The sequence below is a fragment of the uncultured Thiothrix sp. genome (assembly GCF_937873765.1).
In the GTDB taxonomy this organism is placed as follows: Bacteria; Pseudomonadota; Gammaproteobacteria; order Thiotrichales; family Thiotrichaceae; genus Thiolinea.
This window is the reverse complement of the sequence record NZ_CALMZC010000052.1, coordinates 55,987-78,860: the sequence shown is the minus strand read 5'-3', so window position 1 is coordinate 78,860 and position 22,874 is coordinate 55,987. Positions and strand designations below refer to the sequence as shown.

The window sequence follows — 22,874 nt, the reverse complement described above, 5'->3', positions numbered from 1 at the left end:
GTTCACACTAACTCATAATGGGGTAAGAAGGTATTATGAATAACTTCCGGCGAGTTAAACATTAATACATCAATAATGGATAACCAAGGTACAAAAGCATTATTAAATTGTGAGTATTCAAAAGGTTTCGTTTGTAGAAAATATAGAGCAATGTTTTTTTGCGCAAAGACTTCTTTGGTATACAATGTTTGCCCGCCAATTGCATTAATGTAATGGGAAGCATTCAGTGCTGTACATAATGCAAGCACTTTGTCTTGTGATTTTAATGTGTGATCAATCGCTATAGAGGACGAAACCCGTATGGGTGTTGTAATTTCTAAAAATTGGCAGGTTAGCATCACTGAATGATATAAAAAGCTAAATAGGTTTTTTTCTGTATACGTAAAAATCATTTCCAATAAAGCATAGACTTTATTGAAATAAGGGGCACGCTGATAGGCCATTGCAAACTGTCTTAATAGTTTATGTGCTAGAAAATTGTCTGCAACCTCCCGTTCACATATCTGCAATTGATCGGAATCATTTTTTAACGGCAAAGAAAACAATACATCTATATTGTTTTGCAAGAAGCGATTACGATTAATCCAACCTTTTTTAGTGTATTTAATATTATCGTAAATAACAAAAGTATCTACTGCTGCAATTAGCTGGAAATAACCAATATACGGTAGTAAGTATGGTTGCATAATTGCAACTGTGTGTTTAGGCAATAGCATAGTCTTTTGCATCTTTAGTAGATTCGGTTTTAGATGCATCATAGGCATGGTGCCTAATAATATTGATAACTTCTAGTTGTTTTTCTCTGCTCAAGTCTGGATAAATGGGTAAGCATAAAATTTGACGTGAAATATGTAAGGCAATAGGTAAATATGCCATAGTCGCACTAGGCAAACCACGATACATGGGAAATTCGCTAATCAAGGGATAGAAATAACGCCTCGCTAAAATAGCATTCTTACGAAATTTCCAATACAGTTCATCTCGTGATAAAGGATAGTCCTTGTTAACTAGAATAGGGAAGTAGGAGTAGTTGTGTGTTGTTTCTGGTAAAATAGGTGGTATTTCAATACCATGAATCATATCTAGTTGTTCACGATAGAGTTTATCCACCATTTCACGTTGCTGAATACATTGCTGTATATGTTTCAGTTGCAACATACCTAGAGCTGCTTGAAATTCATTCATTTTACCGTTAATGCCTGTTGCTACGACAACAGTTTCATCAGCGAAACCAAAGTTTTTCAGGTAATCAATACGTTGCTTGGTTTTTGCATCGGGGCAAATAATCGCACCACCTTCAAAAGTATTAAACACTTTAGTCGCATGAAAACTTAATACCGATAAATCACCATTCCCCACCAGCGGTACACCTTGATGTTTAACTCCAAATGCATGAGCGGCATCATAAATGACTTTTAAACCGTAAGTGTCGGCGATCTTCTGGATGCGTTCTACTTGTGCTGGGAAACCATAAACATGTACTGCTAAGATGGCAGTAGTTTGTGGGGTAATAGCCGCTTCAATTTTATCAGGATCAAGTCCAAAGCTGTGTGGTTCAATATCCACAAAAACAGGTTTAATACCATTCCAGAGTAAAGAATGCGAGGTTGCTACAAACGAGTATGGCGTAGTAATTACTTCACCCGTAATACGTAGACTTTGTAGGGCGGTTAATAATGCCAGCGTGCCATTGCTAAACAGTGCAACATATGGCACACCTAAGTATTGTGCTAATGCCTGCTCAAATTGTTGATGAAAAGGTCCTGCATTCGTTAATTGATGACTGTCCCAAATCTGTTGTAGATAAGGAATAAACTCTTCCAGCGGTGGTAAATAAGGCTGGGTAACGTAAGTTTTTGTTTGCATAATTCGTCCCCTTAATGCTTAATTGGTGGTCGAATTGGTAAAGCTATACTGACCAATAGCAAGGCTTTCAACGGTACAAAACAGCGAAAGCGCCAACTTCTTAATATGGCACGTAAGGTTAATAAGGGTAGGCGCAAGGTATACATCAATGTGCGTTCAAAAGCATTTCTTCCTAAATTTTTTACTAATAACCAATGTCCACGGTTAATATGGTATTCGTAGAAGAAGCTGCCTTCCTGACTGCTTTGAGATGGTGTGTGTGTTAATAGAGCTTTATCTAAAATGTGAATACCTTGTTTTTGTAAACGCCAGCTTAATTCTACATCTTCACCGTACATAAAAAAACGTGGGTCAAATAGAGTGTTTGATATTAAATTAGCGCGTAACATTAAACAATACCCCGGAATCACCTGAAAACTTCCGATAGTAGGTTTTTCAAACATTAATCCAGTTAAGCGTTGATAATATAGTCCACTTTGAGTACCCTTACCTGTCTTTGCCTTGACACCTAATAAGGTTATTTCTGGGTCTAGCTGCATATACTCGGTTAATTGTGCGACCAAATACGTTTGTGCCTTAATATCATTATTTAATACGAGAAAATAATCCCACTCACCGAGGTTGTGGGCATGTTTGATAGCTAGATTGATGCCATTGGCAAAGCCTAGATTTTCTGGTGAGGCAATGACGTTTAGCCAGTCAGCAGGAAAGTGTTCTACCAATGCTAGAGTGCGCTGATTTTCGATTGCATTGGCTGAGTTATCTACCAAGATGATGCGTTCAATGCCTTGATTTACTAGTGTCTGTAAGCATTGGTAGGTCATGTCGGCTTTAAAATAAGCTAGCATCAGACCACAAACCCGCGCTTTAGTTGGCATGAGCAACCTCCATTCCAGTAGCGGTCTTTGCTTGTTTGTTCAGTAGATGCTGGTAATTTTGGCTAATCGTTTTCCAATCAAATGTGTTTTGCACGGTTTGCAGAGCTTGCACGCTGAGCTGTTGGCGGGTTGCTGTTTGCGTGAGCAAGGTCTGGACGGCATAACCGAGGCAGGAGCTATTCGCTGGTTCAACTAGCCACCCTGTTTCTCCGTGCCGGATCACATCACGCACCGCAGGCAAATCACTGGCAATCACTGGGCAGCCGCAACCCATTGCTTCCACCATGACTAAGCCTAAACCTTCCATATCGCCGTCTTTGGCTTGTATAAAGGGGAATACGGCTAGGGTTACACTTTGGTATAATCCGACTAATTCGTGATGGGTTAGTCTTCCTTTGAAATCAACGCGTTGCGCAATGCCAAGTTGTTTTGCTTGCGCCATTAATTCGGCTTGCAATGTCCCTGAACCTACAATAACTAATTCCAAATCGGGTTGGTTTGGCAGTAATTGGGTGAAGGCTTGCAACAAATACGTCAGCCCTTTTTTTTCCACTAATCTACCCACAAACAGTAAGCAATTGGGTAAACGTGTGATGTATGGGTTGGGGATAAAGGTATGAGTTAAATCCGTCCCCATGGGGATTACACTGATTGGTGGCGGATTAGTATCAGTAAGTGCGTGCATCGCGGGTAACATGGCATGACTTACTACCGTTAAAGCTTGGCAACGGCTAACAACCCAGCGCTTTAAGGTGGTGCTGATTCTGCCGCGTAAGCCAAATAAATCACCACCATGCGAAGTGCAAACGAGGCTGGGGGCTTGTGTTTTACCCCATAATGCTACTGCGGCAACTAAACCTTGTGGAATCAACCAGTGGGCGTGAATGCTAGTAATCGGGTACTGTTTCAACAGCTTACGTAAAGCCAACCATTGCCCAAGGAAAAACAGCGGTAATAATGCCACTTTCCAGCGGTGTTGCTTGAGATTTGCGCTGATTCCACCCGCGTAGGCAAGCGTTTCTAGCTTTGAGGGTGCGTAACGGTAACGATAAATATGCATTCCGTGCCAAATTTCTTTGTCAGCAGCCCCCGCTGCATGCGGGGCAAGTACGACGACATTAAATGCAGTGGTTAAACGTTGGCTGAGGTCGTAAACAAAGCGTGGCTCGCTATCCCCCTCCCAGCGCGGGAAGGTGGAGGTGGTAACAAGTAAGGTTGGTTTGTTTACATCCAACATTTATGCCACCTGTTTGCTTAATGCTGTCGGGTTAATGTGGTTGGAAAATTCTGGTGCGAAGGCAGAGCCGCCCGTCAATGGCTGGACTTCATGTGCTTGGTTGTAAATCAAACTGGTAATTTGTTCCGATACTAAACCAATCAAGAAAATGATGGTGGAAGTGCTAAACAGCAAGGCACTCATGTTAGTAAACCGTCCGACACTGGTTAAGGTATACAAGTAATACGCCAAGCCAGTGAAGAAAAAGCTCAAACTAATCGGCAGGAACAACTTCAACGGTGAGTGTAAGGTACCGATTTTAAAAATGATCAGCAGGAAACGAAAACCGTCTTTCATTACATTTAAATGGCTGTTGCCGATACGTTTCGGGGCAGTAATTGGTTCGTAAATCACGCTGTAACCCGAACGGAAAAACGCCATAGTACAAGTGGTTGGGTAAGAAAAGCCGTTTGGTAACAGATGCAGAAATTCACGGAATTTATGTGTTTTGGCAGCACGAAAGCCAGAAGTTAAATCCTTGATTTCATGCCCTGTCATGTAGCTTGCAAGGCGGTTGTAGAGTGCGTTACCAAAACCACGTGCTTTCGAGGCTTGTGAATCGCCATCCCTCGCACCCACTGCCATGTCATAGCCATTGTCGATATGTGCCAACAGGCGGGGAATATCTTCGGGCTGATGTTGTCCGTCGGCATCCATGAATACTAAGACATCGCCGGTAGCATGACGTACCCCACTTTTGATGGCAGCACCATTACCCATGCTATAGGGATGAGTGACGATAAACACACCGTTAGCAAGGCAAATTTCTGCAGTATTATCGGTAGACCCATCATTCACCACGATGATTTCTGCGTGAGGTTGCTGTTTGCGCAAACGTGGCAGGAAACTTTTTAAGCCTTCAGCTTCATTCTTGGCGGGCAGAATAATGGACAGTTTGTGCATGATCGTTTGCCTTTTCTTGTTTTAATTTATCTTGCAACGCACTACGCAGGTTATCCAAGTCAGGTTGGCGCAATTTGAGCGTTAGGCAACTGCGCCAATGAGTGCAGAAATCTTGTTTCGCATTGGCAAGTTTGCTATCTGCTTCTGTATATAGCCCGGCTGACATGAGGTAAGAAGCTTGCAGCAACAATAGGTCAATGTTTTTATCTAATGCATACGCCTGATCAAAATGCTGCATGGCTTCGGCAAGATTACCCTGCTGAACATGAACCTCTGCTTGCCAATAGTGAAGGATTTGCGGCATTTCGCCTTTTTGTAAATTGGCAATATGACGAAACTCATTTAAGAATGTTAGCATTTGTTCTGCACTAATAGAGCCACAGTGATTAGTAGTCCAAGTATGAACAAACTCGGCTAAGACATTAGGCAGTGGTGCAAGAAAGCTGAGCTTATTTAAATTAGCTAAGGCTTGTGGTAAGTGCGCAGAGCTTATTGAGCCATTCTGGCAGGCAATTCGCAGATTGCGAAATACTAAATAGGAAGCACTAGTTTGTTGAGTGGCGACACGCTCAAGTTCAGCTAATAATCGTTGACGGGTAGCAAGAGGAATATGTTCCCCGATAACGGCATCTAAACCCTCTAAAGTGCGTTGCGAGTAAGGATGTTGCTCTAACCAGCCTGTCAATAATTCAACAGGATCTGTCCAGCGTTTAGCAATATGATGAGTAGAAATAGCAATCAAGCCAAGATATGTAAATAGAATGGCCGGTAATATCAGTCGAAGTTTTGTTGAATGCTGTATAGCATATAAAGTGTAGTAAACACCTGCGAACACAAAGCCCAGTAGAGGTAAATAGTTACGATGTTCAAAATATAATTCTAAAGCAACGGTTGTGGACTCAAGTAAGTGACCTGCAAAAAACCATGTAATTGCAAAAGATAACACGGGTGCAGTTTTTCTTGCCCATCCTGCGAAAACTCCTAATGCAAGAATCCCTACTACTGCTGGTAAGGTTGTTATAGGTGAGAGCAGGTTGCGTGATATTTGAATATCGTCATACAGTAAGCTGGTACCGCTATACTTGGGAATCATGATATGATCTATATAGATCCATAAAATACGAGCTTCGCTCATGAGGCGTTCGATAGTATTAAATGCACGTCCAGTTTGATCAATCCATCCCGATTTTAATAACATTAAAAAAATTAAAAAAGTAGGAAACCATGCGCAGATTAATAATGCCTTGGGCAGGTGTTTGGGAGTAATCGGCGTATGAGCTCTAATGAGAGTAAATTCTATTACTAAAACATAAACAATGGTGAGAACACCGTTTTCTTTACTTAAAAGAGCCAGCAGAATACTTAAACCACCACCCAGTACTAACCACAACCAAGCATGCACGGGCTTGCTATTGAATAGCTCACGTGCATGCACATAACAAATTAACCCTAATAAAGAAAAAAGTGCACTCAGCTCAGTCATACGCTGTACAGCATAAAGGACTGTATTAGTATGCAGAGGATGAATTAACCAAGTGAAACTGGCTAGTAAGGGTAGCCATCTACTCCACTCGTTCGCTAACTGTAGATAGGGTCGTAAATGTTCTAATAACCAAAAAATCAACACGCCATTTAAAAGATGTATCATTAGGTTAGTATATTTAAAGTCACCCTTATCCATACCCTCCCATACTTGATCATTTATATAAAAGCTTGCAAGGCTTAATGGTCGTCCTAATAGTCCACTACTACCTTCTAATATATAGAGAGCAAAGTCGCGCCAACCCTCTAAATATCCATACCGACCAATGGTATTCATATTTGGAATATCATCAAATAAAAAAGCACTTTCCAAACCAATCCAATAACAATAGCTAGTTATGAAAAGGCCAAGTGGAAAAAGGATTAGAAGTAATATTTGATGTATTCTTGTTGTCATGTTTTTATTGTTATCGACAATTTTGCGGGCGATATTTCGCCGGTACCGTACTGCCGGTGTTACATTGCCATTCAACAGAACCGATATTATCTATCGTTGGTGAGAAAACAATAGTTTGACCACTACCAACTTGTGTTCGATAGGTAATTGTAATAATACCGTTATTGATAGCGACTGAACGGACAGCATTCCCTGTAATAGAGGTAGCAAGAGGCAATTGGGCGGAAGAGTTGTTGGCAGGCCATTGACCAAAGTGGTATCTATATTCGTAAATCGCAAATTTTGCACTAGTAACTATTGAAATACCCTCAGCTACATGTGCCCTAACTGTGTAGAGGCGATAAGATGTTAGCGCGATAACACTTAATACCCCGATAATGGCAATAACAATGAGTAGTTCAACAAGCGTAAAACCTTTAAGCCCCATACAGTGCACCTATTATAAATGTAAAATCAGGAGGTCAATACTCCTCCTGATTTACGTAGTCGATTGCTTTTATTAGAAGTTAGCTGTACGACAAGCTGCAGGACGGTATTTATTTGCGACAGTCCCTGTATGGCAGTTCCATTTCATACCACCTACAGAATTGGTAGGAGCCATCGTTATCGTATTATTGTTTTCAACTTTAGTGTTGAATACTATCGTGATAGTTGGAGCTGTAGTACCACCACCAGCAGTAATACCTACAGACTTAACTGCGTTACCGGTAATGGATGCAAGCATTGCAGCACCTGCTTCAGAGTTGCTAGCTGGCCATACGCCCTTATCTGCACGGTATTCAGCAACTGCTTGCTTTAAAGAGGCGGCTAAGGTTAAACCTTCAGAAACATGGGAGCGTTTGGTGTAGTCTTGATACGCAGGTAGTGCCACGGCCGCTAAAATACCGATGATTGCAACGACGATCATTAATTCTATTAAAGTGAAGCCTGCTTGTACTTTTTTCTTCATGGACATTTTTAAGTTCCTTATTGTTGGTCTTAAATCAATTTTTATTAAGAATCTTTATTTGCCTTAGGCATCAACTGCGTTGCAGGGATTGTGCCAATTCAATTTTATAAAAATAAGTATTTGATTTATTTAATTTTTATACTTTTTCTAATCGAGTGCAAATAGTAGTTGACAATTTTTTGTGTCACAAACTGACAATTTAATTAAATCTGTCAATTTTTTTGCCAAAAATTAATGAGTTTTGTCAGTTTTTCTATTTTTTGCAAAATTAATGATTAATGTTTAGCGTGGTCGCAGATAAAATTTACCCGTTGAGCTGATCTTTGCTGTCAGCAGACTAGTGGGTATCTAATTCATATTTTTGAATACGATAACGTAGTTGCCGGAAGCTCATGCCGAGTAGTTCCGCAGCTTTTGTGCGATTCCAACGGGTTTGATCTAAAGCCTCCATAATCATAGTACGTTCGGCTTCTTCATCAGTATGTGGTGTCCAGAGTTGTTCTGCAGCAGCATTCGTCGCATTGGAAACGGGTGTCTGTGGAGCATAGGGACTGACTAAATCTGGTGGAACTGATAATAGAACAGACCGTGATGAAGAGTGTTGATGAGAATTAGTTGTACTTGACTGAATTACTTGTGGAAGCTGCAAATCATCGGCTTGAATGGTGTTGTCTTCACAAAGCGTACTCGCGCGCTCGAGAATATTTTCTAGCTCACGAACATTACCGGGAAATGAATAGCTTAGGAGTATTTGCCGCGCTTGGAGCGATAATTTAATAGCGGGCATCTGCCAGCGTTCGGCAATTTTTTTCAAGAAAAAGTCAGCTAATAATTCAATATCATCTTGGCGCTCACGCAAAGGTGGCACTTTTAATTTAATGACATTCAAGCGGTAATATAAATCTTGGCGAAAGTTGCCAGCAGCGACTTCATGCTCAAGGCTTTTATGCGTCGCACTTAAAATCCGCACATCAACCGAAATTTCCTCCAAACCACCGACCGGTTTAATAGCGCGCTCTTGAATCGCGCGCAGAAGTTTGACTTGCATAGTGAGCGGTAAGTCTGCAACCTCATCTAAAAACAAAGTACCTTTGTGAGCGGCTTGAAATAGACCTTGTTTGTCACTGACTGCGCCAGTGAAGCTGCCTTTTTTATGACCGAAAAACTCACTTTCCATCAAGTTTTCTGGGATCGCGCCACAGTTGACTGGAATAAAGGGCGCTTTTTGTCGCGGGCTTTGCAAGTGAATTTCGTGAGCCACTAGTTCTTTACCACTCCCCGATTCACCATGAATATAAACGGGTGCTTGGCTGCGGGCGAGTTTACCGATGGTGCTTTTTAGGGTTTGCATTGCAGGCGACGAGCCTAAAATCCGCCCTTGGCTATCATAGTCTTCTGGTGCTTTCGAGCGCTGATGTTTCTCGCTACTGGTTAGTTTCAACGCTGTTTGAATCAGATCACGTAATTTAGGCAGATCAACGGGCTTTGATACGAAATCATAAGCACCAGCTTTTAAAGCTTCCACAGCGGCATCCATACTGCCATAAGCAGTGATCACTGCGACAGGAATTTGTGGATAATTTTTTTGCAAGAAACGCACAATATCAATTCCACTGCCGTCGGGCAGGCGCATATCGGTTAGGCACAGATTTGGTTCATGGGCTTGAATTTGCGCGAGTGCTTCTTCAACATTACCAGCCGTCAGTGTGTCCAAACCCATACGTAATAACGTGATTTCTAAAAGCTCACGAATATCAGGTTCATCGTCGATAATGAGTACACGTTGTTCAGTCATGATGATCAGAGCTTCTTATTATTATTGATTAATGTGTTGAGCGCGAAAAGGCAATCCGAAAACAACTGCCACCCGTTGGTAACGAGATATATTCTAAAGCTGAGCCATTACTTAGGCATAGTTCTCTAGCCATAAATAAACCTAGACCAGTCCCTTGAGTACTGGTGGTGAAAAAAGGTTCAAATAGGCGTTGGCGCAAATCCTCAGGGATACCACGGCCATTGTCAATAATGTTCAACAATACATCACGACTATGTGCGGGTGTACCCCCTTGAATATCCAGTTGCAATTTTTGTGGATTTTCATGGGCATACTTAAAGGCATTCCGGCAGAGATTCCACATAATTTGGTGTAAATGCGCAGGGTCAAATTCAATCATCAAATCGGCAGGTTCGATGAAGAGTGTGACTTGCTTTTCTTTCAAGTTATGTTGCAGCATGAAATCGCGTAAGAAGCTATGTAACCAGCCTTTCAAGGGCAAGCGCTCTCGCTTTGGTTCTTTCTTGCGAGACAGATTAAGCACACTTTCAATCGTTAAGTTCATACGCTTGGCATTGGCTTGGATAATTTGTAGCAAGCGTGTGTCCGCTTTATCTAAGTTTTGTGATTCGCTCATCAGTTGCGCAGCATGGCTAATCGCACCTAATGGATTACGAATTTCATGTGCGATACTAGCGGTGAGTTGGCCTAGGGAGGCGAGTTTCACCCCTTGCACTTTTTCGCGCTGTTCGCTGGTATCTTCAAGGTTAATGAGCGTATTGCGGCGTGATTGGGTGCCTAATTGAGTGAAACGCACGCGTAATTCAGTAGCTTGTTGATGTTTGAGATCATAGCTGGCAGTACGTGGGCTGACTTCATTAATCCATTGCTGATAATGCTTATCCAACTCGGGGGCGAACACGGCTAAAGGCTTGCTACGCCAATTACCCGGGTTGCCCAATAAATGCCAAGCGGCTGCATTCATATGCCGAATCGCCCCAGAAGTTTCGACCACCACAATGCCGGATTCTAAGCGATCTAAAATGGATTGATTGAGTTGTGAGAGATTCGCTAAATCAATCCCACGGCGATTCGCCAGTTTAGCCATTTCATCCGCTTTGCGAATCCAGCGGTCACCCAGCCAACTCGCGAGCATAATGAAAGCAGTCAAAATGCCGCTATGGGTTAAACTCGTCGTATTACTTTGACCTTCACTAAACCCTAGCCATACTTCTAAGCTAATCAAGCAAATACCGGTGAGTGCAGCCATTGCTATCGAGACTTGCCCGGGAGCACAAATATAAGGAATAAGCACGGGGACGACGAGCAAAATGCCAATTCCAACACTAACTCCACCGCTGGTATAGAGAATCACAAAGAGAACAATAATATCGATGATCGAGTAGCCTACACCTTGGATCGCCAGATCAGGCCACTGAAAATAAGAAGATAGATTGCTAATGATCGCAATCATGAGATAAGTCGCCGTCATCCAGCCGAAGAGCTCTTTATTTTGCGCCCCCAGTTGCACGAATTTGGATTGGCCGACCATCGCTAGCAAGAATGCGCCCGCGAGCGCTAAGCGGTAAACATGATAGAGCCTTAAAAGATTCCAAGGATCCTCATGTAAGAAAAAGGGCGCTACCGTTTGTCCTTGGGCATTGATTGGTGTGTGATTTGCGCTTGCTGCGCGTGATCCAGACTGCAAAAGAACTTACCCCCGTGCTGGACGGCTTCGCTCTTGGGAACATGCAGGCCACATTGTTGGCAACTCACAATGGGCTGTTGGTTTTTTATTTGTCCCGAACTTGGCGCGTCGCGGCGTTGATTGTTTAATTGTTTTCTACGCTGCCATGATTTTAACAGGAGATAACCAACTATGAGCAGAACAAGAATAAAAATTATGCGGAACATGCTGACATCCAAATTTTTCAGGTATAGTTTCTAGATCATCATCTTACTGTTCTAAATTACCGTGCAAAAGAATAATCGAAGCTTAAGCGTAGCGCTCGCCCAATTAAACCTGTGTGTGGGCGATATCGCTGGAAATACCCAGTTAGTTATCAAGGCTATTGAGGAAGCTAAGGCCAAGCAGGTCGATGTGATTGTGTTTCCGGAGCTGACTTTATCTTCCTATCCACCGGAGGATTTAGTATATCGCGAAGATTTTTTGCAGCAGTGCGAACAAGCGATTGAATTAGTTAAACCTCATACTAAAGATATTACCGCTTTAGTCGGCATGCCGATGTTGCGGGACTATCTAATTCATAATTCGGCCTATGTCCTGCAAGATGGCGAAATTATTGGTGAATATCATAAGCAGGACTTGCCGAATTATCGGGTCTTTGATGAAAAGCGTTGGTTTGAGCCGGGTGCGGGTAGCTTAATTGTCAACATCAAGGGTGTGCGCGCGGGTATCTTAATTTGTGAGGATATTTGGCATGATCAGCCGATGGATTCGGTGATGGCTTTGGGTGCAGAAGCGATTTTAGTCTTAAATGCCTCTCCCTATAGCCACGATAAACCCGAAAAGCGTGAGCAGGTGGTGTTGCGCCAAGTATTAAAGCATCAAGTGCCGATGGCTTATGTGAATCTCGTTGGTGGGCAGGATGAATTAGTCTTTGATGGCGATTCGATGCTGTTTAGCCGTGAGGGGGTACGCACTTTAAGAGCACCACTATTTGAGTCAGGCGTATTTGTCGGTGAGTTGCCCATCGATAATATTGAAGCTCCTGCTGCTGCCACTTATCAGCATGAAGCTTTAGAGGCACATGTCTACAAAGCGTTAGTGACGGGTGTGCGCGATTATGTGCGTAAAAATGGCTTCAAAGGAGTATTACTCGGCTTATCTGGTGGAATTGATTCTTCATTGACCTTAGCCATCGCCGTTGATGCTTTGGGGGCGGAAAATGTCGAAGCGATTATGATGCCCTTTCGCTATACCGCCGCCATGAGTGTGGAAGATGCCGCTAAGCAAGCGCAGATCATGGGCGTGAAATATCGGCAAATTCCGATTGAACCCATCTATGAAAGCTTTGTGCAGGCGCTTGCGCCGGAATTTGTTGGTTTCAAAGCAGATGTCACTGAAGAAAATCTACAGGCGCGGATTCGCGGCATGTTGCTGATGTCCATGTCGAATAAATTTGGCAAGTTACTGCTCACCACCAGTAATAAGAGTGAAACAGCCGTAGGTTATGCCACTTTATATGGTGATATGGCTGGGGCGTTTGGGCCGTTGAAGGATGTTTATAAAACCTTAGTCTATCGCTTAGCAGCCTATCGTAATACTCTAGGTTTAGTGATTCCTGAGCGTGTCATTACTCGCCCTCCCTCGGCAGAACTAGCACCGGGGCAAGTGGATCAAGATTCTTTGCCACCGTATGAAGTTTTAGATGGCATTTTAGAGCGCTTTATAGAACAAGATGAAATGCTCGAAACGATGGTTGATGCAGGATTTGAGCTAGCAACCGTGCGCCGCGTGGTAAATCTGGTACTATTAAATGAATACAAGCGCCGCCAAGCAGCGCCCGGTGTAAGAATTACGCGGCGTGGGTTTGGCAAAGATTGGCGTTATCCAATGACGTCAGCGTGGCGTAAGCAATTACCCCTGAATTAGGACTAGGAGATTACGCAATGAAAATGGTTCAAGCCATCATTAAACCCTTCAAGTTGGATGATGTTCGTGAAGCTTTAACTGAAATTGGTGTAAACGGCATGACTGCCACTGAGGTTAAAGGCTTTGGTCGGCAAAAAGGTCATACGGAGCTGTATCGGGGCGCAGAGTATGTAGTTGATTTCCTGCCAAAAATTAAGTTAGAAATTGTCATTAATGACGAAAAAGTTGAAGCCGTGATTGAGGCGGTGACGAAAGCCGCTCAAACTGGCAAAATCGGCGATGGCAAAATTTTTGTGCTTGATGTGGAACAAGCCATTCGTATTCGTACTGGCGAAGAAGGTAATGACGCTGTTTGAGTGCGGATCAACCCCGACAGTTTTTGCATCTCACTGGCTCGCAAGAGGACTGCTTGCGAGTTGCGCGCTCTAAGTTAATTCAGTACACGGCGACTCTTTGGATTTCCACTGCTTCTCAAGTTCCTGAGGCTTTACCTGCTAAGAAAGCACATTCGGTCTTAGGCCAAGAGTTTGATGCTATTGTGTTTGATGCCTTTAGTGGTTTAGAGGTGAACGCTTTAGCCGCAGTCAGTGGTACTTTAAGGGGTGGTGGCTTATTCATTTTAATTAGCCCAACGATAGAGATTTGGCCTAATTTTCCTGATCCCGCTTATCAACGCTTCTTACCTTATCCTTATACCGTAGCGAGTGTTAGGGGCTTGTTCTTAAAACGTTTACTACGAGTTTTGCAGGAGCCAGCTAAGACTGTTGAATTAGCTCCAAGTCTAAGCTCAAGCCAAGCTAAAATAGTAGAACAAATTATTTACTCAAGTACTGTTCTAGTCTTAACCGCTGATCGGGGGCGTGGCAAATCCGCTGCTTTAGGTTTAGCCGCCAACCGATTAATCGCTCAAGGTAATAAAGTGCTCTTAACGGCTCCTTCGCGCGCAGCAGTTGAGTCGGTGTTTAAACACGCTGAGTTAGCGCCTGTATTTTATGCGCCTGATGATTTATTACTGAATCGGCCTAAAGCTGACGTTCTATTAGTGGATGAAGCTGCAGCGATACCCTTGAATTTGTTGCTAAGCCTAGTCAAGGCTTATCCGAGAGTGGTGTTTGCAACGACTTTGCACGGTTATGAGGGCAGTGGGCGTGGTTTTGTTTTGCGCTTTCAACAAGCTTTAAATGAGCTAGTACCCAAGTGGCAAGGTTTACGTTTAGAGCAGCCGATGCGTTGGCCACAAAACGATCCCTTAGAGACCTTGATGTATCGCTTGTTGCTCTTAGATGTAGAAGCTGCAGAGGTTCAGTTTAATCCTAAAATATCAGTTGAATATAAACTATTACCACAAGAGCAGTTGCTAGTAGATGAGGCTTTATTACAGCAAGTTTTTGGTTTATTAGTAGCGGCTCATTATCAAACTCGTCCCTCCGATTTACAGCAAATCCTAGATGCACCCAATCTTTCCATTCATATCTTAGAGCAAAATCAGCAAATTTTAGCAGTGGCCTTGTTATCACGTGAAGGTGGTTTTGATGCTGAATTGAGTGCGGCGATTTATGCCGGTCAACGCCGCCCTCATGGGCATTTAGTACCACAGACTTTAACCTTTCATGCAAAGATCGTAGGAGCAGCCGAGCTAAGCTGTGAGCGCATTATGCGGATTGCGGTGCATCCTAGCCTTCAAGGGCAGGGCTTGGGGCGTAGACTAGTACAAGCCTTGAAAACTTATGCAAGCCGACAAAAAGTCGATTATTTAGCAGTGAGTTATGCACTCAGCCCCGAATTATTGCGTTTTTGGCAAGATGCGGGCTTTGTGTTAGCGCGTATCGGGTATCGCAAGGACACTGCTAGTGCGAGCCGCTCTGCTGTGCAAATTCATGCTTTAAGCACAGCAGGCGAGGCTTTAGTTGAGCGAATTTTAATGCACAGTCCAGTTGACCCAACCCGTATAAGCAGTGATTAACACAATCACGCCGAAAGCAATCCGATACCAAGCAAAAATAGTGAAATCATGGTTGCTGACATAGCGAATCAGCGCCCGCACCACAAATAAGGCACTGACGAAAGAGAAAATAAAGCCTACAGCCCAAGGGGCTAAATCATCCACACTTAACAGATCACGCGCTTTATACATCGAATAAATAGACGCAATACCTAGGGTTGGAACGGCTAGGAAGAAGGAGAATTCGGCGGCTGCAGTACGGGATAAACCAAATAAAATCCCGCCAATAATAGTTGCCCCCGAACGCGATGTGCCGGGGATTAAAGCCACCGCTTGAGCTAAACCAAGTTTCAGCGCATCCAACGGGCGAATATCATCAACGGTTTGAATCGTGACTTGTTTTTGTCGCTTTTCTGCCCAAAAGATAATAAAACCACCCACAATAAAAGCAATCGCTACGGGCACGGGTTTAAACAAATGCGCTTTAATAATATCGCCAAAGAGTAGCCCTAAAATAGCTAAGGGCAAAAAGGCAATCGCAATATTGATAAACAGGCGATTGGCTATTGGGTCGCGACCTAATCCGGTAAAAGTACGTACAAAGCGCTGCCGATATTCCCAAACGATGGCTAGGATAGCGCCCAATTGGATCGAAATTTCAAAGACACTACGCTTGCTATGATCCATGAAATTAAGCAAATCGCCCGCAAGAATGAGATGACCTGTGCTAGAAACTGGTAAAAATTCAGTCGCGCCTTCCACCAGTCCCATGATGGCAGCTTTGACCAGTAAGAGAATATCCATACGATCCTTTGTTTAAAATTCTTGGTTTAAAGTAATAAGTGCAAAATCTATAACCGACTATAGCCGATGTTGGCGGTCGCCCAGTCTAAAGCCGAGTAGGGGAGTGGTAAACTCTTTTGTGAGTGCAATGACTTTAAAGCGTTCCCCCATTTCTGAGGGTAAGCTTAAAGTACGAATTTGCTGAGCCAGTTGATAGCTTGCTTGAGGCTGCTGATTAAGCGCTGCTAGGAACAAATCTTCTAAACCGCAACCAGCCAAAAAAGCCGCTTGCGTCGTGTAACCCGCCAGTTGTAAACCTGCATCCACGCCCGCTTCAGCCACTGCTGTGAAGTCGACACTGGCCGTTAAATCTTGTAAGCCCGGATAGATCAAGGGATGGTTATGAACGCGATGTTGATAATGACAGAGTAGCGTGCCTTGGCTACGTTCTGGATGATAATAGTCAGAACGTTCATAACCATAGTCAATGAGTAATATAGCGCCAGTTTCCAAATGCTCGGCCAAGCTATGTATCCAAGCTGCTAAGGCTGGATTGAATTCAGAGGTGTAGGGTAGAGCTAAGTCAGTAGGCAGGAGTGTTTGAATGTACTCAGCAGCTTTTGTCTGACCGTCTGTAAAAGCAAACTGATCGTCTGCTACACTGACTTGAACACTTACAATACCTTGTTTGTTGACAGTAAATAACTCGACTGGCATCGCATCAAGCACTTCATTGCCTAGCATGACGCCCCGCAAAGGCTCTGTAGGCAAACTAGTTAGCCATTGGACTTTGTGCAGTAAATGCGGGGCATATTGGTTTATAGTGGTCCACTGACGAGTTTGTAAGTCAGGGCTGAGGTCTAAAATAAAATAGTGCTCAGGTAAGCATTCTTGTTGTTCTAAACCTAGTAAAATTTCTGCGGCCATTCGTCCGCTACCTGCACCTAATTCTAAAATGGAGCTATTGGGTAACTCGCTTAAAATTTGTGCACATTGATGGGCAATACATTGTGAAAATAAGGCAGAAATCTCTGGGGCAGTGACAAAATCGCCGGTCGCACCAATTTTGTGTAAGCCCGCCACATAATAACCCAAGCCCGGTTCGTATAAAGCCATTTGCATGAAATGATGAAAGCTGATCTGTCCCCCTTGAGCCTGAATTTCCTGACCAATAATAGCTTTGAGTTGCTCGCTATGAGCTAGAGCTTCTGCTGATGGGATAGGTAAAGTATCTGTAAAGCGCATGACAAGGTATGATGTTGGGAAGACCTGATAATAACCTGAATCTAATGACGACATGATAGAGAATTCGCTGACAGGAAAAGTCGTTTTAATTACCGGCGCTGCACGCCGCATTGGTGCTGAGTTAGCACGGTGTTTACATGCTGAAGGGGCAACCGTGGCGATTCATTACCGTGAGTCTGTGGTTGAGGCTGAGCAGCTACAACTAGACTTGAATGCGAAGCGTGCTAACTCGTGTCTGTTGCTACAAGCTGATTTATTAAAGACGAGCGACTTAAGCGCATTAGTGCACAGTCTTATAGAGCAAACTCAACGCCTTGATATTTTAATCAATAATGCTTCAAATTTTTATCCCACGCCCTTGGCAAGTATCAATGCCCAGCAATGGGATGATTTGATGGGAGTCAATTTAAAAGCGCCTCTGTTTCTCAGCCAAGCCGCTTTGCCCTATCTGCAGCAGCACCACGGGGTGATTATTAATATGACGGACGTGCATGGTTTGCGTCCTCTTGCTGAATTTTCGGTATACTGCGCTGCAAAAGCAGGCTTAATCATGTTAACTCAAGTTTTAGCCCGCGAACTCGGGCCGCAGATTCGAGTCAATGGTATAGCGCCCGGCGCGATTCTTTGGCCTGAACAGGCGGTTAGCACAGCTCAAGGGACAGAAATCTTAGCAAAAACCGCTTTGGAGCGTATGGGGAGGCCTGAGGACATCGCTAAAACTGTTTTATTTCTGGTGCGAGATGCGCCTTATATTACAGGGCAAGTGATTGCTGTCGATGGTGGGCGTTTATTAAACCATTAAACGAGCTGTGAGGTGTTTCCTAAGGAATAGGTTTGCACCCACGGATAGGGTATTGTATGGTGCGCGTGTGGTAAGAATGACGCACTGCTAATGAGTGCATAAATAAGCTATTAAACTGACTTTGGTTTCAATCCGACCATGTTAATGTATCTACGAATCCTGTGTCTTGGCATGCTGTTTCCACTATTGACGGGGTGCACAGGTATTATGAAGTATATCGAGCGTTTACAAGCACAAAGTGTTGATGAATATCAACAGCGCTCTGCAACTTTTCAACCTAAGTTTCAATTTCAAGCGCCAGCCCGTGAAGAGTTGACGGCAGAAGAAAAGCGTCTTATTGGTGCACCTCCTCCACAAAAAGGTGAGGTGATTTTAGATGGGGTTCGCTATTACTCAGGAAATGGTTATATTTGCCAATACTTTACCCAAGGCCGTGGACGTAATGACCCTAGACCAAAGTCTGCTTGCTGGATCAATGGTCGTTGGGTTTTAGCCGCACCAGTTGTGAATACGGAGCCGGCCAAATTCTAAATGTCTGAGATTTTCAAAGCCCTAGTCGTTCAGGCACGTGTTGTTTATGCATTTATCCTACGGGATATGCGCACGCGCTTTGGTCGTAGTCGTTTAGGCTATTTTTGGGCAGTGTTTGAGCCATTAACAGGGATTCTAGCCTTAGCTTTAGTGTTTAGCGTGATAGACCGTGGTTCCCCGATTAATGTGGATATCCACTTATTCTTTTTCACGGGCATTATTCCATGGACCTTGTTTTCACGCGGGGTATCCATGATGAGTAATGTGATTGAAGGCAGTGTGAGTTTGCTAACTTATCCACAAGTCAAAGTGATTGATGTAGTCATTGCCCGTGTTGTTCTAGAGTTTGCAACGATTTTTATCGTTTGTATTCTCTATCTAACGGTTTTGTACTTCTGGGATATTTTCGACCGCATTGAAAACTTACTGCTGTCGATTACGGTGCTGATGATCTGTCTTATCTTTGGCTCTGCGTTTGGCTTAGTGGGGGCGGTCATCAAATTATACTTACCAGGCTATAGTAGTTTCCAAGGCCTCTTATTGCGTGTGTTGTTCTTTGTGTCTGGTGCCTTCTTTGTAGCAGATAGTATGCCTCAACCCATTAGAGATGCACTTTGGTATAACCCAGTATTACATCTGGTGGAGTGGGCACGTTCGGCTTTTTTCTATGGTTTTGAAAGCCGCTTTTACGATCCTATGTACCCTATACTGTGGATGCTGTGCTTCGGTTTTCTTGGCCTCGCAGGTGAGCGTGTCACCCGCAGTAAGCTCAGGCAGTTAGGCGTATGATTGAGTTTATCAAGGTCAGTAAGCACTATAAGCTGAGCCATGGCTATCGCACTATTTTAGATGAAGTGTCTTTTAAATTTCCTGAGCACAAAAATATTGGGGTTTTGGGCATGAATGGTGCGGGTAAATCAACCATTCTGCGTTTAATAGCCGGCTCTGAGCCACCAGATTCTGGAAAAATTATTCGTACTGGGCGTTTTTCTTGGCCGCTCGGCTTCAGTGGCGGATTTAATCAAAATTTATCCGGTGAGGAAAATCTGCGCTTTGTATGTAGGATTTATAATGCTGATCTCCATCAAGTGTTAGACTATGTGCGCGAGTTTTCTGAGCTAGGTGATGCTCTAACTGAGCCAATGCGTACCTACTCGAATGGTATGAAAGCTCGTTTAGCTTTCGGTTTAAGTTTAGCTATTGATTTCGATGTTTATTTAATTGACGAAGTGATGGCAGTGGGTGACCCTATTTTTAAGAAAAAAAGTAAGGCTGCTTTTGAAGCACGTCGTCAAACCGCTAATTTAATCTTGGTATCCCATGATATGCGCACGATCCGTGACTATGCTGATGTCATTATTATTTTAAACGACCATGAACTTAGTATTTTTGATAATGTGGAGTCTGGTATCAAGTTTTATCAGAGCTTAGCGGGGGTTAAACCATGAGTAGGCCTAAGAAACGCACGCCGTTTCCATGGTTGTTTTTGTTATTGGTTGTGGTACCAACCCTTTTAGCTACGGTTTATTACTATCGTTATGCCAGTAACCAATATGTTTCTGAGGCACATTTTATTATTCAAAATACCTCAGGTGCTAAGGTGGATGTATTAGGCGCTTTAACTGGTTTACCAGGTGCTACGGGCGGTACTTCTGACTCCATGATCATTAGTGATTACTTGTGGTCGGCTGATTTTATCAAGGATATTAAGCCTGAGCTGGATTTGCGTACTCATTATTCTAATCCATCCATTGATGAATATGCGCGTTTAGACGTAAAAGCTAGCCAAGAGGATTTAGTGGAGTACTGGCAGAAAATGATAGAGGTTGAGCATGATCTCACTTCTGGTATTAGTACTCTAAAAATTACCGCATTTGATGCTGAAACTAGTAAGAAGTTAGTCGCTTTAGCTTTAAAACAAAGTGAAGTCTTGGTTAATAAACTCTCATCTAGTTTACGGACTGATAGTTTACAGTTGGCGGAGAAAGAGGCGATAGCGGCTCAACAAGAGGTAAATACTTTACGTGAGCAACTGACCGCTTTCCGTAAGCAGCAAGATATACTCGATCCTGGTTCACAAACTAATGCACGGATTGAGCGTGAAGAAACGGCTCGTTTAACTCGCTTATCTGAGCTACAGACCCAACTTTCTCAAGCCGAAGCTGAATTAACACAAATTAGTAGTTTTATGCAGCCAGAAGCCATGAAAGTAAAAACTTTGCAAAGTAGAGTCAATTCTTTACGTCAGCAAGTTGCTAAAGAGCAATCTGTTTCAGTCGCTCAATCTAAAGGACAAAATACACAAGCTGCGAGTCAATTAGCTCAATATGCAGAATTACAAAGTCGCTTGGGTTTTGCTGAGCAACTGTATACAGCCAAGCAAACGACTTTAGAGCAGGCACGTCTAGAACTAGAGCGCAAACAACGTTATTTAACAGTCACCGTGCAGCCAAATCTGCCAGATGAAGCGATTAAACCAGAAAAGATTCCTGGCATTTTAACTGTGCTACTACTAAGTTTTCTTTTTTGGGGTATCGGCTCTCTATCAGTAGCAGCGATCCGCGATCATGTGGGTTGGGTATAGGTATATGAAGTTTTTTAAAAAGATTGTATTTAGTTTTCTGCTGAGCTTTCTAATTCTTAGTCCTAGCTATGCTGAAGACCAAGGCACTAATGTGAATGCCGCTGCAGATCCAAGTCCAGTCATCACCAATAGTAGTGATTTAATCACGGCTGAAGACAAACCGCGCATTTTTGATGAGGGCTTGCCCAAAACTTCGCGTTCAGGGCAGAGTTTACAGCCCTTCGGGGCTAATCTATTTGCAGGCAATTACGTAAGCCGGCGGCCTAGTTCCTTAGACCCGAACTATCAAGTGATAGCGGGTGATAAAATTGCTTTACGCATGTGGGGTGAGGCGACTGCTAATGAGATTTTGCCTGTGGATGCAAATGGTAATGTCTTCATTCCTGATGTTGGTGAGATTCAGATGGTGGGAACACGTGCCTCTGAAGTTTCAAGCAAAATCAAAGCTGCGGTGGGTAAAGTCTACAAAGATGGCGTCGATGTTTATGCAAATTTATTGACTGCCTCCACCAAAGAAGTGACGGTCTTTGTGACCGGTAGTGTGATACGTCCGGGGCAGTATTCTGGCTTGCCGGACGACAGTATCTTAGCTTTTTTACATCAGGCAGGTGGAGTAGACCCTCGACGAGGCAGTTATCGGCAAGTGCTAGTTAAGCGTGGTCAGCAGCGAGTTGCTAGTATGGACTTATATGATTTCGTGAATAATGGCAGCTTACCGAAAGTCTTATTTCGTGATGGTGACACTATTGTGGTTCGTCCCCAAGGTAGCATGATTAGTGTCGAAGGTGATATTCGTAATAATTACCGCTTTGAGTTTTTAGGCAATAGCATTAGCGGTGCACAGCTCATTAAATACGCGCGACCCGATAGTAGTGTGACTAATATTGCCGTCTCAGGTACTCGCGATGGCTTGCCGAATTCTTCCTACATTACCTATGAGCAATTTATGAACAATCGTCTCTATGATGGGGATAGTGTGCGTTTTGTCAGCGATGCTCCTACACCGGTGATGGATATTAGTTTAGAGGGGAGTCATTTAGGGAATTCTTACTTAGCGATTAAGCGTGGCAGTCGTTTGCAAGAAGTATTGGATTATGTCTCCGTCGATCCGAATGAAGCTGATATTGGCAATATTTATATTAAACGCAAAAGTGTAGCAATTGAGCAAAAGAAAAATATTGATGAAGCTTTGCGACGTTTAGAACGCAGTGTTCTGACAGCGCCGGCTAGTTCTGATGGAGAAGCCGCGATTCGTGCCAAAGAAGCTGAATTGATTTTGAAGTTTGTGGAGCGTGCTAGTACGGTTCGGCCTGAAGGCAAAGTGGTAGTCTCTGATCGAGGTAAAGTTGCGAATATTCGCATGGAAGACGGTGACATTATCGTGATTCCACCGAAAAGTGATGTGGTGATGATTAGTGGAGAAGTACAGGTTCCGCAATCGGTGGTTTTCGCTACGAATGCTAGTTTGAAAGACTATATTGCTCAAGCAGGTGGCTTTACGGAGCGAGCTAATGAGGAAAGCCTAATGGTAGTAAAGCCTAATGGTAAAGTCATTATGGGTCGTAATCCGCCTGTGGCAGCCGGTGATCAAATTATGGTTTATCCACGCTTAGATACTAAAGATATGCAGTTCACTAAAGACCTAGTACAGATTGTTTATCAAATTGCAGTCGCGGCAAAAGCAGTGGGCTTGTAAGTTTTAATTCTCGCCTTGACGTTGCTGCTCAAGGGAGGCTTCGGCTTCCCTTTTATTTTGTGCTTGTAAAAACAGTATACTGTTAGGTTT

At 43.4% G+C, this 22,874-nt stretch carries 22 protein-coding genes; 9 read left to right on the top strand and 13 right to left on the bottom strand.

From position 1 onward, the window contains the following. Positions 1–2: 2 nt before the first annotated feature. From Q0307_RS15345 to Q0307_RS19090, 11 genes are all read right to left on the bottom strand, one after another. Positions 3–716 (bottom strand): WbqC family protein, encoded by a 714-nt coding sequence (locus Q0307_RS15345; protein ID WP_298661706.1) that lies wholly within the window; start codon positions 714–716, stop codon positions 3–5. After that, positions 703–1,866 (bottom strand): DegT/DnrJ/EryC1/StrS aminotransferase family protein, encoded by a 1,164-nt coding sequence (locus Q0307_RS15340; RefSeq protein WP_298661704.1) that lies wholly within the window; start codon positions 1,864–1,866, stop codon positions 703–705. Before Q0307_RS15340 ends, Q0307_RS15345 begins: the two co-directional genes overlap by 14 nt. 11 nt (positions 1,867–1,877) lie before the next feature. After that, on the bottom strand, positions 1,878–2,744 hold the full coding sequence (locus Q0307_RS15335; RefSeq protein ID WP_298661703.1) for a glycosyltransferase family 2 protein: 867 nt from the start codon (positions 2,742–2,744) through the stop codon (positions 1,878–1,880). Continuing rightward, the gene (locus Q0307_RS15330; protein ID WP_298661701.1) at positions 2,734–3,981 is read right to left on the bottom strand and encodes a glycosyltransferase family 4 protein; all 1,248 of its coding nucleotides are present in this window, start codon (positions 3,979–3,981) and stop codon (positions 2,734–2,736) included. Before Q0307_RS15330 ends, Q0307_RS15335 begins: the two co-directional genes overlap by 11 nt. Next, positions 3,982–4,923 carry a glycosyltransferase family 2 protein gene (locus Q0307_RS15325; RefSeq protein WP_298661700.1) on the bottom strand — a complete coding sequence of 314 codons (942 nt, stop codon included), beginning with the start codon at positions 4,921–4,923 and terminating at the stop codon, positions 3,982–3,984. Then, the gene (locus Q0307_RS15320; protein ID WP_298661699.1) at positions 4,886–6,862 is read right to left on the bottom strand and encodes a hypothetical protein; all 1,977 of its coding nucleotides are present in this window, start codon (positions 6,860–6,862) and stop codon (positions 4,886–4,888) included. Before Q0307_RS15320 ends, Q0307_RS15325 begins: the two co-directional genes overlap by 38 nt. A 10-nt stretch (positions 6,863–6,872) precedes the next feature. Beyond that, a complete protein-coding gene (locus Q0307_RS15315) occupies positions 6,873–7,289 on the bottom strand; it encodes a pilin (protein WP_298661698.1) in 417 nt (138 codons plus the stop codon). Between the two features lie 72 nt (positions 7,290–7,361). Beyond that, positions 7,362–7,817 (bottom strand): pilin, encoded by a 456-nt coding sequence (locus tag Q0307_RS15310; RefSeq protein ID WP_298661697.1) that lies wholly within the window; start codon positions 7,815–7,817, stop codon positions 7,362–7,364. A gap of 331 nt (positions 7,818–8,148) precedes the next feature. Continuing rightward, positions 8,149–9,606: a sigma-54 dependent transcriptional regulator gene (locus Q0307_RS15305; protein ID WP_298661696.1), complete on the bottom strand. Its 1,458-nt coding sequence runs from the start codon at positions 9,604–9,606 to the stop codon at positions 8,149–8,151. 28 nt (positions 9,607–9,634) lie between these two features. After that, on the bottom strand, positions 9,635–11,293 hold the full coding sequence (locus Q0307_RS15300) for an ATP-binding protein (protein ID WP_298661695.1): 1,659 nt from the start codon (positions 11,291–11,293) through the stop codon (positions 9,635–9,637). Beyond that, positions 11,227–11,499, bottom strand: a complete 273-nt coding sequence (locus tag Q0307_RS19090; protein WP_366936782.1) for a PP0621 family protein — start codon at positions 11,497–11,499, stop codon at positions 11,227–11,229. Before Q0307_RS19090 ends, Q0307_RS15300 begins: the two co-directional genes overlap by 67 nt. Before the next feature lie 61 nt (positions 11,500–11,560). Here Q0307_RS19090 and Q0307_RS15295 point away from each other — a divergent pair, with 61 nt between their 5' ends. The 3 genes from Q0307_RS15295 to Q0307_RS15285 are packed head-to-tail and all read left to right on the top strand — an operon-like array spanning position 11,561 to position 15,164. After that, positions 11,561–13,201, top strand: a complete 1,641-nt coding sequence (locus Q0307_RS15295; protein WP_298661694.1) for an NAD+ synthase — start codon at positions 11,561–11,563, stop codon at positions 13,199–13,201. 17 nt (positions 13,202–13,218) lie between these two features. Next, positions 13,219–13,557 (top strand): P-II family nitrogen regulator, encoded by a 339-nt coding sequence (locus Q0307_RS15290; protein WP_298661693.1) that lies wholly within the window; start codon positions 13,219–13,221, stop codon positions 13,555–13,557. Further along, on the top strand, positions 13,554–15,164 hold the full coding sequence (locus tag Q0307_RS15285) for a GNAT family N-acetyltransferase (RefSeq protein WP_298661691.1): 1,611 nt from the start codon (positions 13,554–13,556) through the stop codon (positions 15,162–15,164). The genes Q0307_RS15290 and Q0307_RS15285 overlap by 4 nt, the downstream gene beginning before the upstream one ends. Here the strand turns inward: Q0307_RS15285 and Q0307_RS15280 are convergent. Further along, entirely contained in the window at positions 15,120–15,947 is an 828-nt protein-coding gene (locus tag Q0307_RS15280) for an undecaprenyl-diphosphate phosphatase (RefSeq protein ID WP_298661690.1), read from the bottom strand. The two genes, Q0307_RS15285 and Q0307_RS15280, sit on opposite strands and share 45 nt — an antisense overlap. Before the next feature lie 57 nt (positions 15,948–16,004). Continuing rightward, positions 16,005–17,225, bottom strand: coding sequence for an SAM-dependent methyltransferase (locus tag Q0307_RS15275; RefSeq protein WP_298661689.1), 1,221 nt, complete (start codon positions 17,223–17,225; stop codon positions 16,005–16,007). Between Q0307_RS15275 and Q0307_RS15270 the strand changes: the two genes are divergently transcribed. From Q0307_RS15270 to Q0307_RS15245, 6 genes are all read left to right on the top strand, one after another. Beyond that, entirely contained in the window at positions 17,224–17,973 is a 750-nt protein-coding gene (locus Q0307_RS15270; protein WP_298661688.1) for a pteridine reductase, read from the top strand. The genes Q0307_RS15275 and Q0307_RS15270 overlap by 2 nt on opposite strands. A gap of 207 nt (positions 17,974–18,180) precedes the next feature. Then, positions 18,181–18,504: a hypothetical protein gene (locus tag Q0307_RS15265; RefSeq protein WP_298661687.1), complete on the top strand. Its 324-nt coding sequence runs from the start codon at positions 18,181–18,183 to the stop codon at positions 18,502–18,504. Next, entirely contained in the window at positions 18,505–19,293 is a 789-nt protein-coding gene (locus Q0307_RS15260; RefSeq protein WP_298661686.1) for an ABC transporter permease, read from the top strand. It abuts the gene before it with no gap. After that, positions 19,290–19,952 carry an ABC transporter ATP-binding protein gene (locus Q0307_RS15255; protein WP_298661685.1) on the top strand — a complete coding sequence of 221 codons (663 nt, stop codon included), beginning with the start codon at positions 19,290–19,292 and terminating at the stop codon, positions 19,950–19,952. The genes Q0307_RS15260 and Q0307_RS15255 overlap by 4 nt, the downstream gene beginning before the upstream one ends. Continuing rightward, positions 19,949–21,088 (top strand): hypothetical protein, encoded by a 1,140-nt coding sequence (locus Q0307_RS15250; RefSeq protein WP_298661684.1) that lies wholly within the window; start codon positions 19,949–19,951, stop codon positions 21,086–21,088. The genes Q0307_RS15255 and Q0307_RS15250 overlap by 4 nt, the downstream gene beginning before the upstream one ends. Positions 21,089–21,092: 4 nt before the next feature. Further along, positions 21,093–22,784, top strand: coding sequence for a polysaccharide biosynthesis/export family protein (locus tag Q0307_RS15245; protein ID WP_298661683.1), 1,692 nt, complete (start codon positions 21,093–21,095; stop codon positions 22,782–22,784). Positions 22,785–22,874: the final 90 nt, after the last annotated feature.

Coding starts and splice junctions, on each gene's coding strand:
- Q0307_RS15345 (WP_298661706.1), bottom strand. CDS start 716: ATGCTATTGCCTAAACACACAGTTGCAATTATGCAACCATACTTACTA.
- Q0307_RS15340 (WP_298661704.1), bottom strand. CDS start 1,866: ATGCAAACAAAAACTTACGTTACCCAGCCTTATTTACCACCGCTGGAA.
- Q0307_RS15335 (WP_298661703.1), bottom strand. CDS start 2,744: ATGCCAACTAAAGCGCGGGTTTGTGGTCTGATGCTAGCTTATTTTAAA.
- Q0307_RS15330 (WP_298661701.1), bottom strand. CDS start 3,981: ATGTTGGATGTAAACAAACCAACCTTACTTGTTACCACCTCCACCTTC.
- Q0307_RS15325 (WP_298661700.1), bottom strand. CDS start 4,923: ATGCACAAACTGTCCATTATTCTGCCCGCCAAGAATGAAGCTGAAGGC.
- Q0307_RS15320 (WP_298661699.1), bottom strand. CDS start 6,862: ATGACAACAAGAATACATCAAATATTACTTCTAATCCTTTTTCCACTT.
- Q0307_RS15315 (WP_298661698.1), bottom strand. CDS start 7,289: ATGGGGCTTAAAGGTTTTACGCTTGTTGAACTACTCATTGTTATTGCC.
- Q0307_RS15310 (WP_298661697.1), bottom strand. CDS start 7,817: ATGTCCATGAAGAAAAAAGTACAAGCAGGCTTCACTTTAATAGAATTA.
- Q0307_RS15305 (WP_298661696.1), bottom strand. CDS start 9,606: ATGACTGAACAACGTGTACTCATTATCGACGATGAACCTGATATTCGT.
- Q0307_RS19090 (WP_366936782.1), bottom strand. CDS start 11,499: ATGTTCCGCATAATTTTTATTCTTGTTCTGCTCATAGTTGGTTATCTC.
- Q0307_RS15290 (WP_298661693.1), top strand. CDS start 13,219: ATGAAAATGGTTCAAGCCATCATTAAACCCTTCAAGTTGGATGATGTT.
- Q0307_RS15280 (WP_298661690.1), bottom strand. CDS start 15,947: ATGGATATTCTCTTACTGGTCAAAGCTGCCATCATGGGACTGGTGGAA.
- Q0307_RS15270 (WP_298661688.1), top strand. CDS start 17,224: ATGATAGAGAATTCGCTGACAGGAAAAGTCGTTTTAATTACCGGCGCT.
- Q0307_RS15275 (WP_298661689.1), bottom strand. CDS start 17,225: ATGTCGTCATTAGATTCAGGTTATTATCAGGTCTTCCCAACATCATAC.
- Q0307_RS15265 (WP_298661687.1), top strand. CDS start 18,181: ATGAAGTATATCGAGCGTTTACAAGCACAAAGTGTTGATGAATATCAA.
- Q0307_RS15260 (WP_298661686.1), top strand. CDS start 18,505: ATGTCTGAGATTTTCAAAGCCCTAGTCGTTCAGGCACGTGTTGTTTAT.
- Q0307_RS15255 (WP_298661685.1), top strand. CDS start 19,290: ATGATTGAGTTTATCAAGGTCAGTAAGCACTATAAGCTGAGCCATGGC.
- Q0307_RS15250 (WP_298661684.1), top strand. CDS start 19,949: ATGAGTAGGCCTAAGAAACGCACGCCGTTTCCATGGTTGTTTTTGTTA.
- Q0307_RS15245 (WP_298661683.1), top strand. CDS start 21,093: ATGAAGTTTTTTAAAAAGATTGTATTTAGTTTTCTGCTGAGCTTTCTA.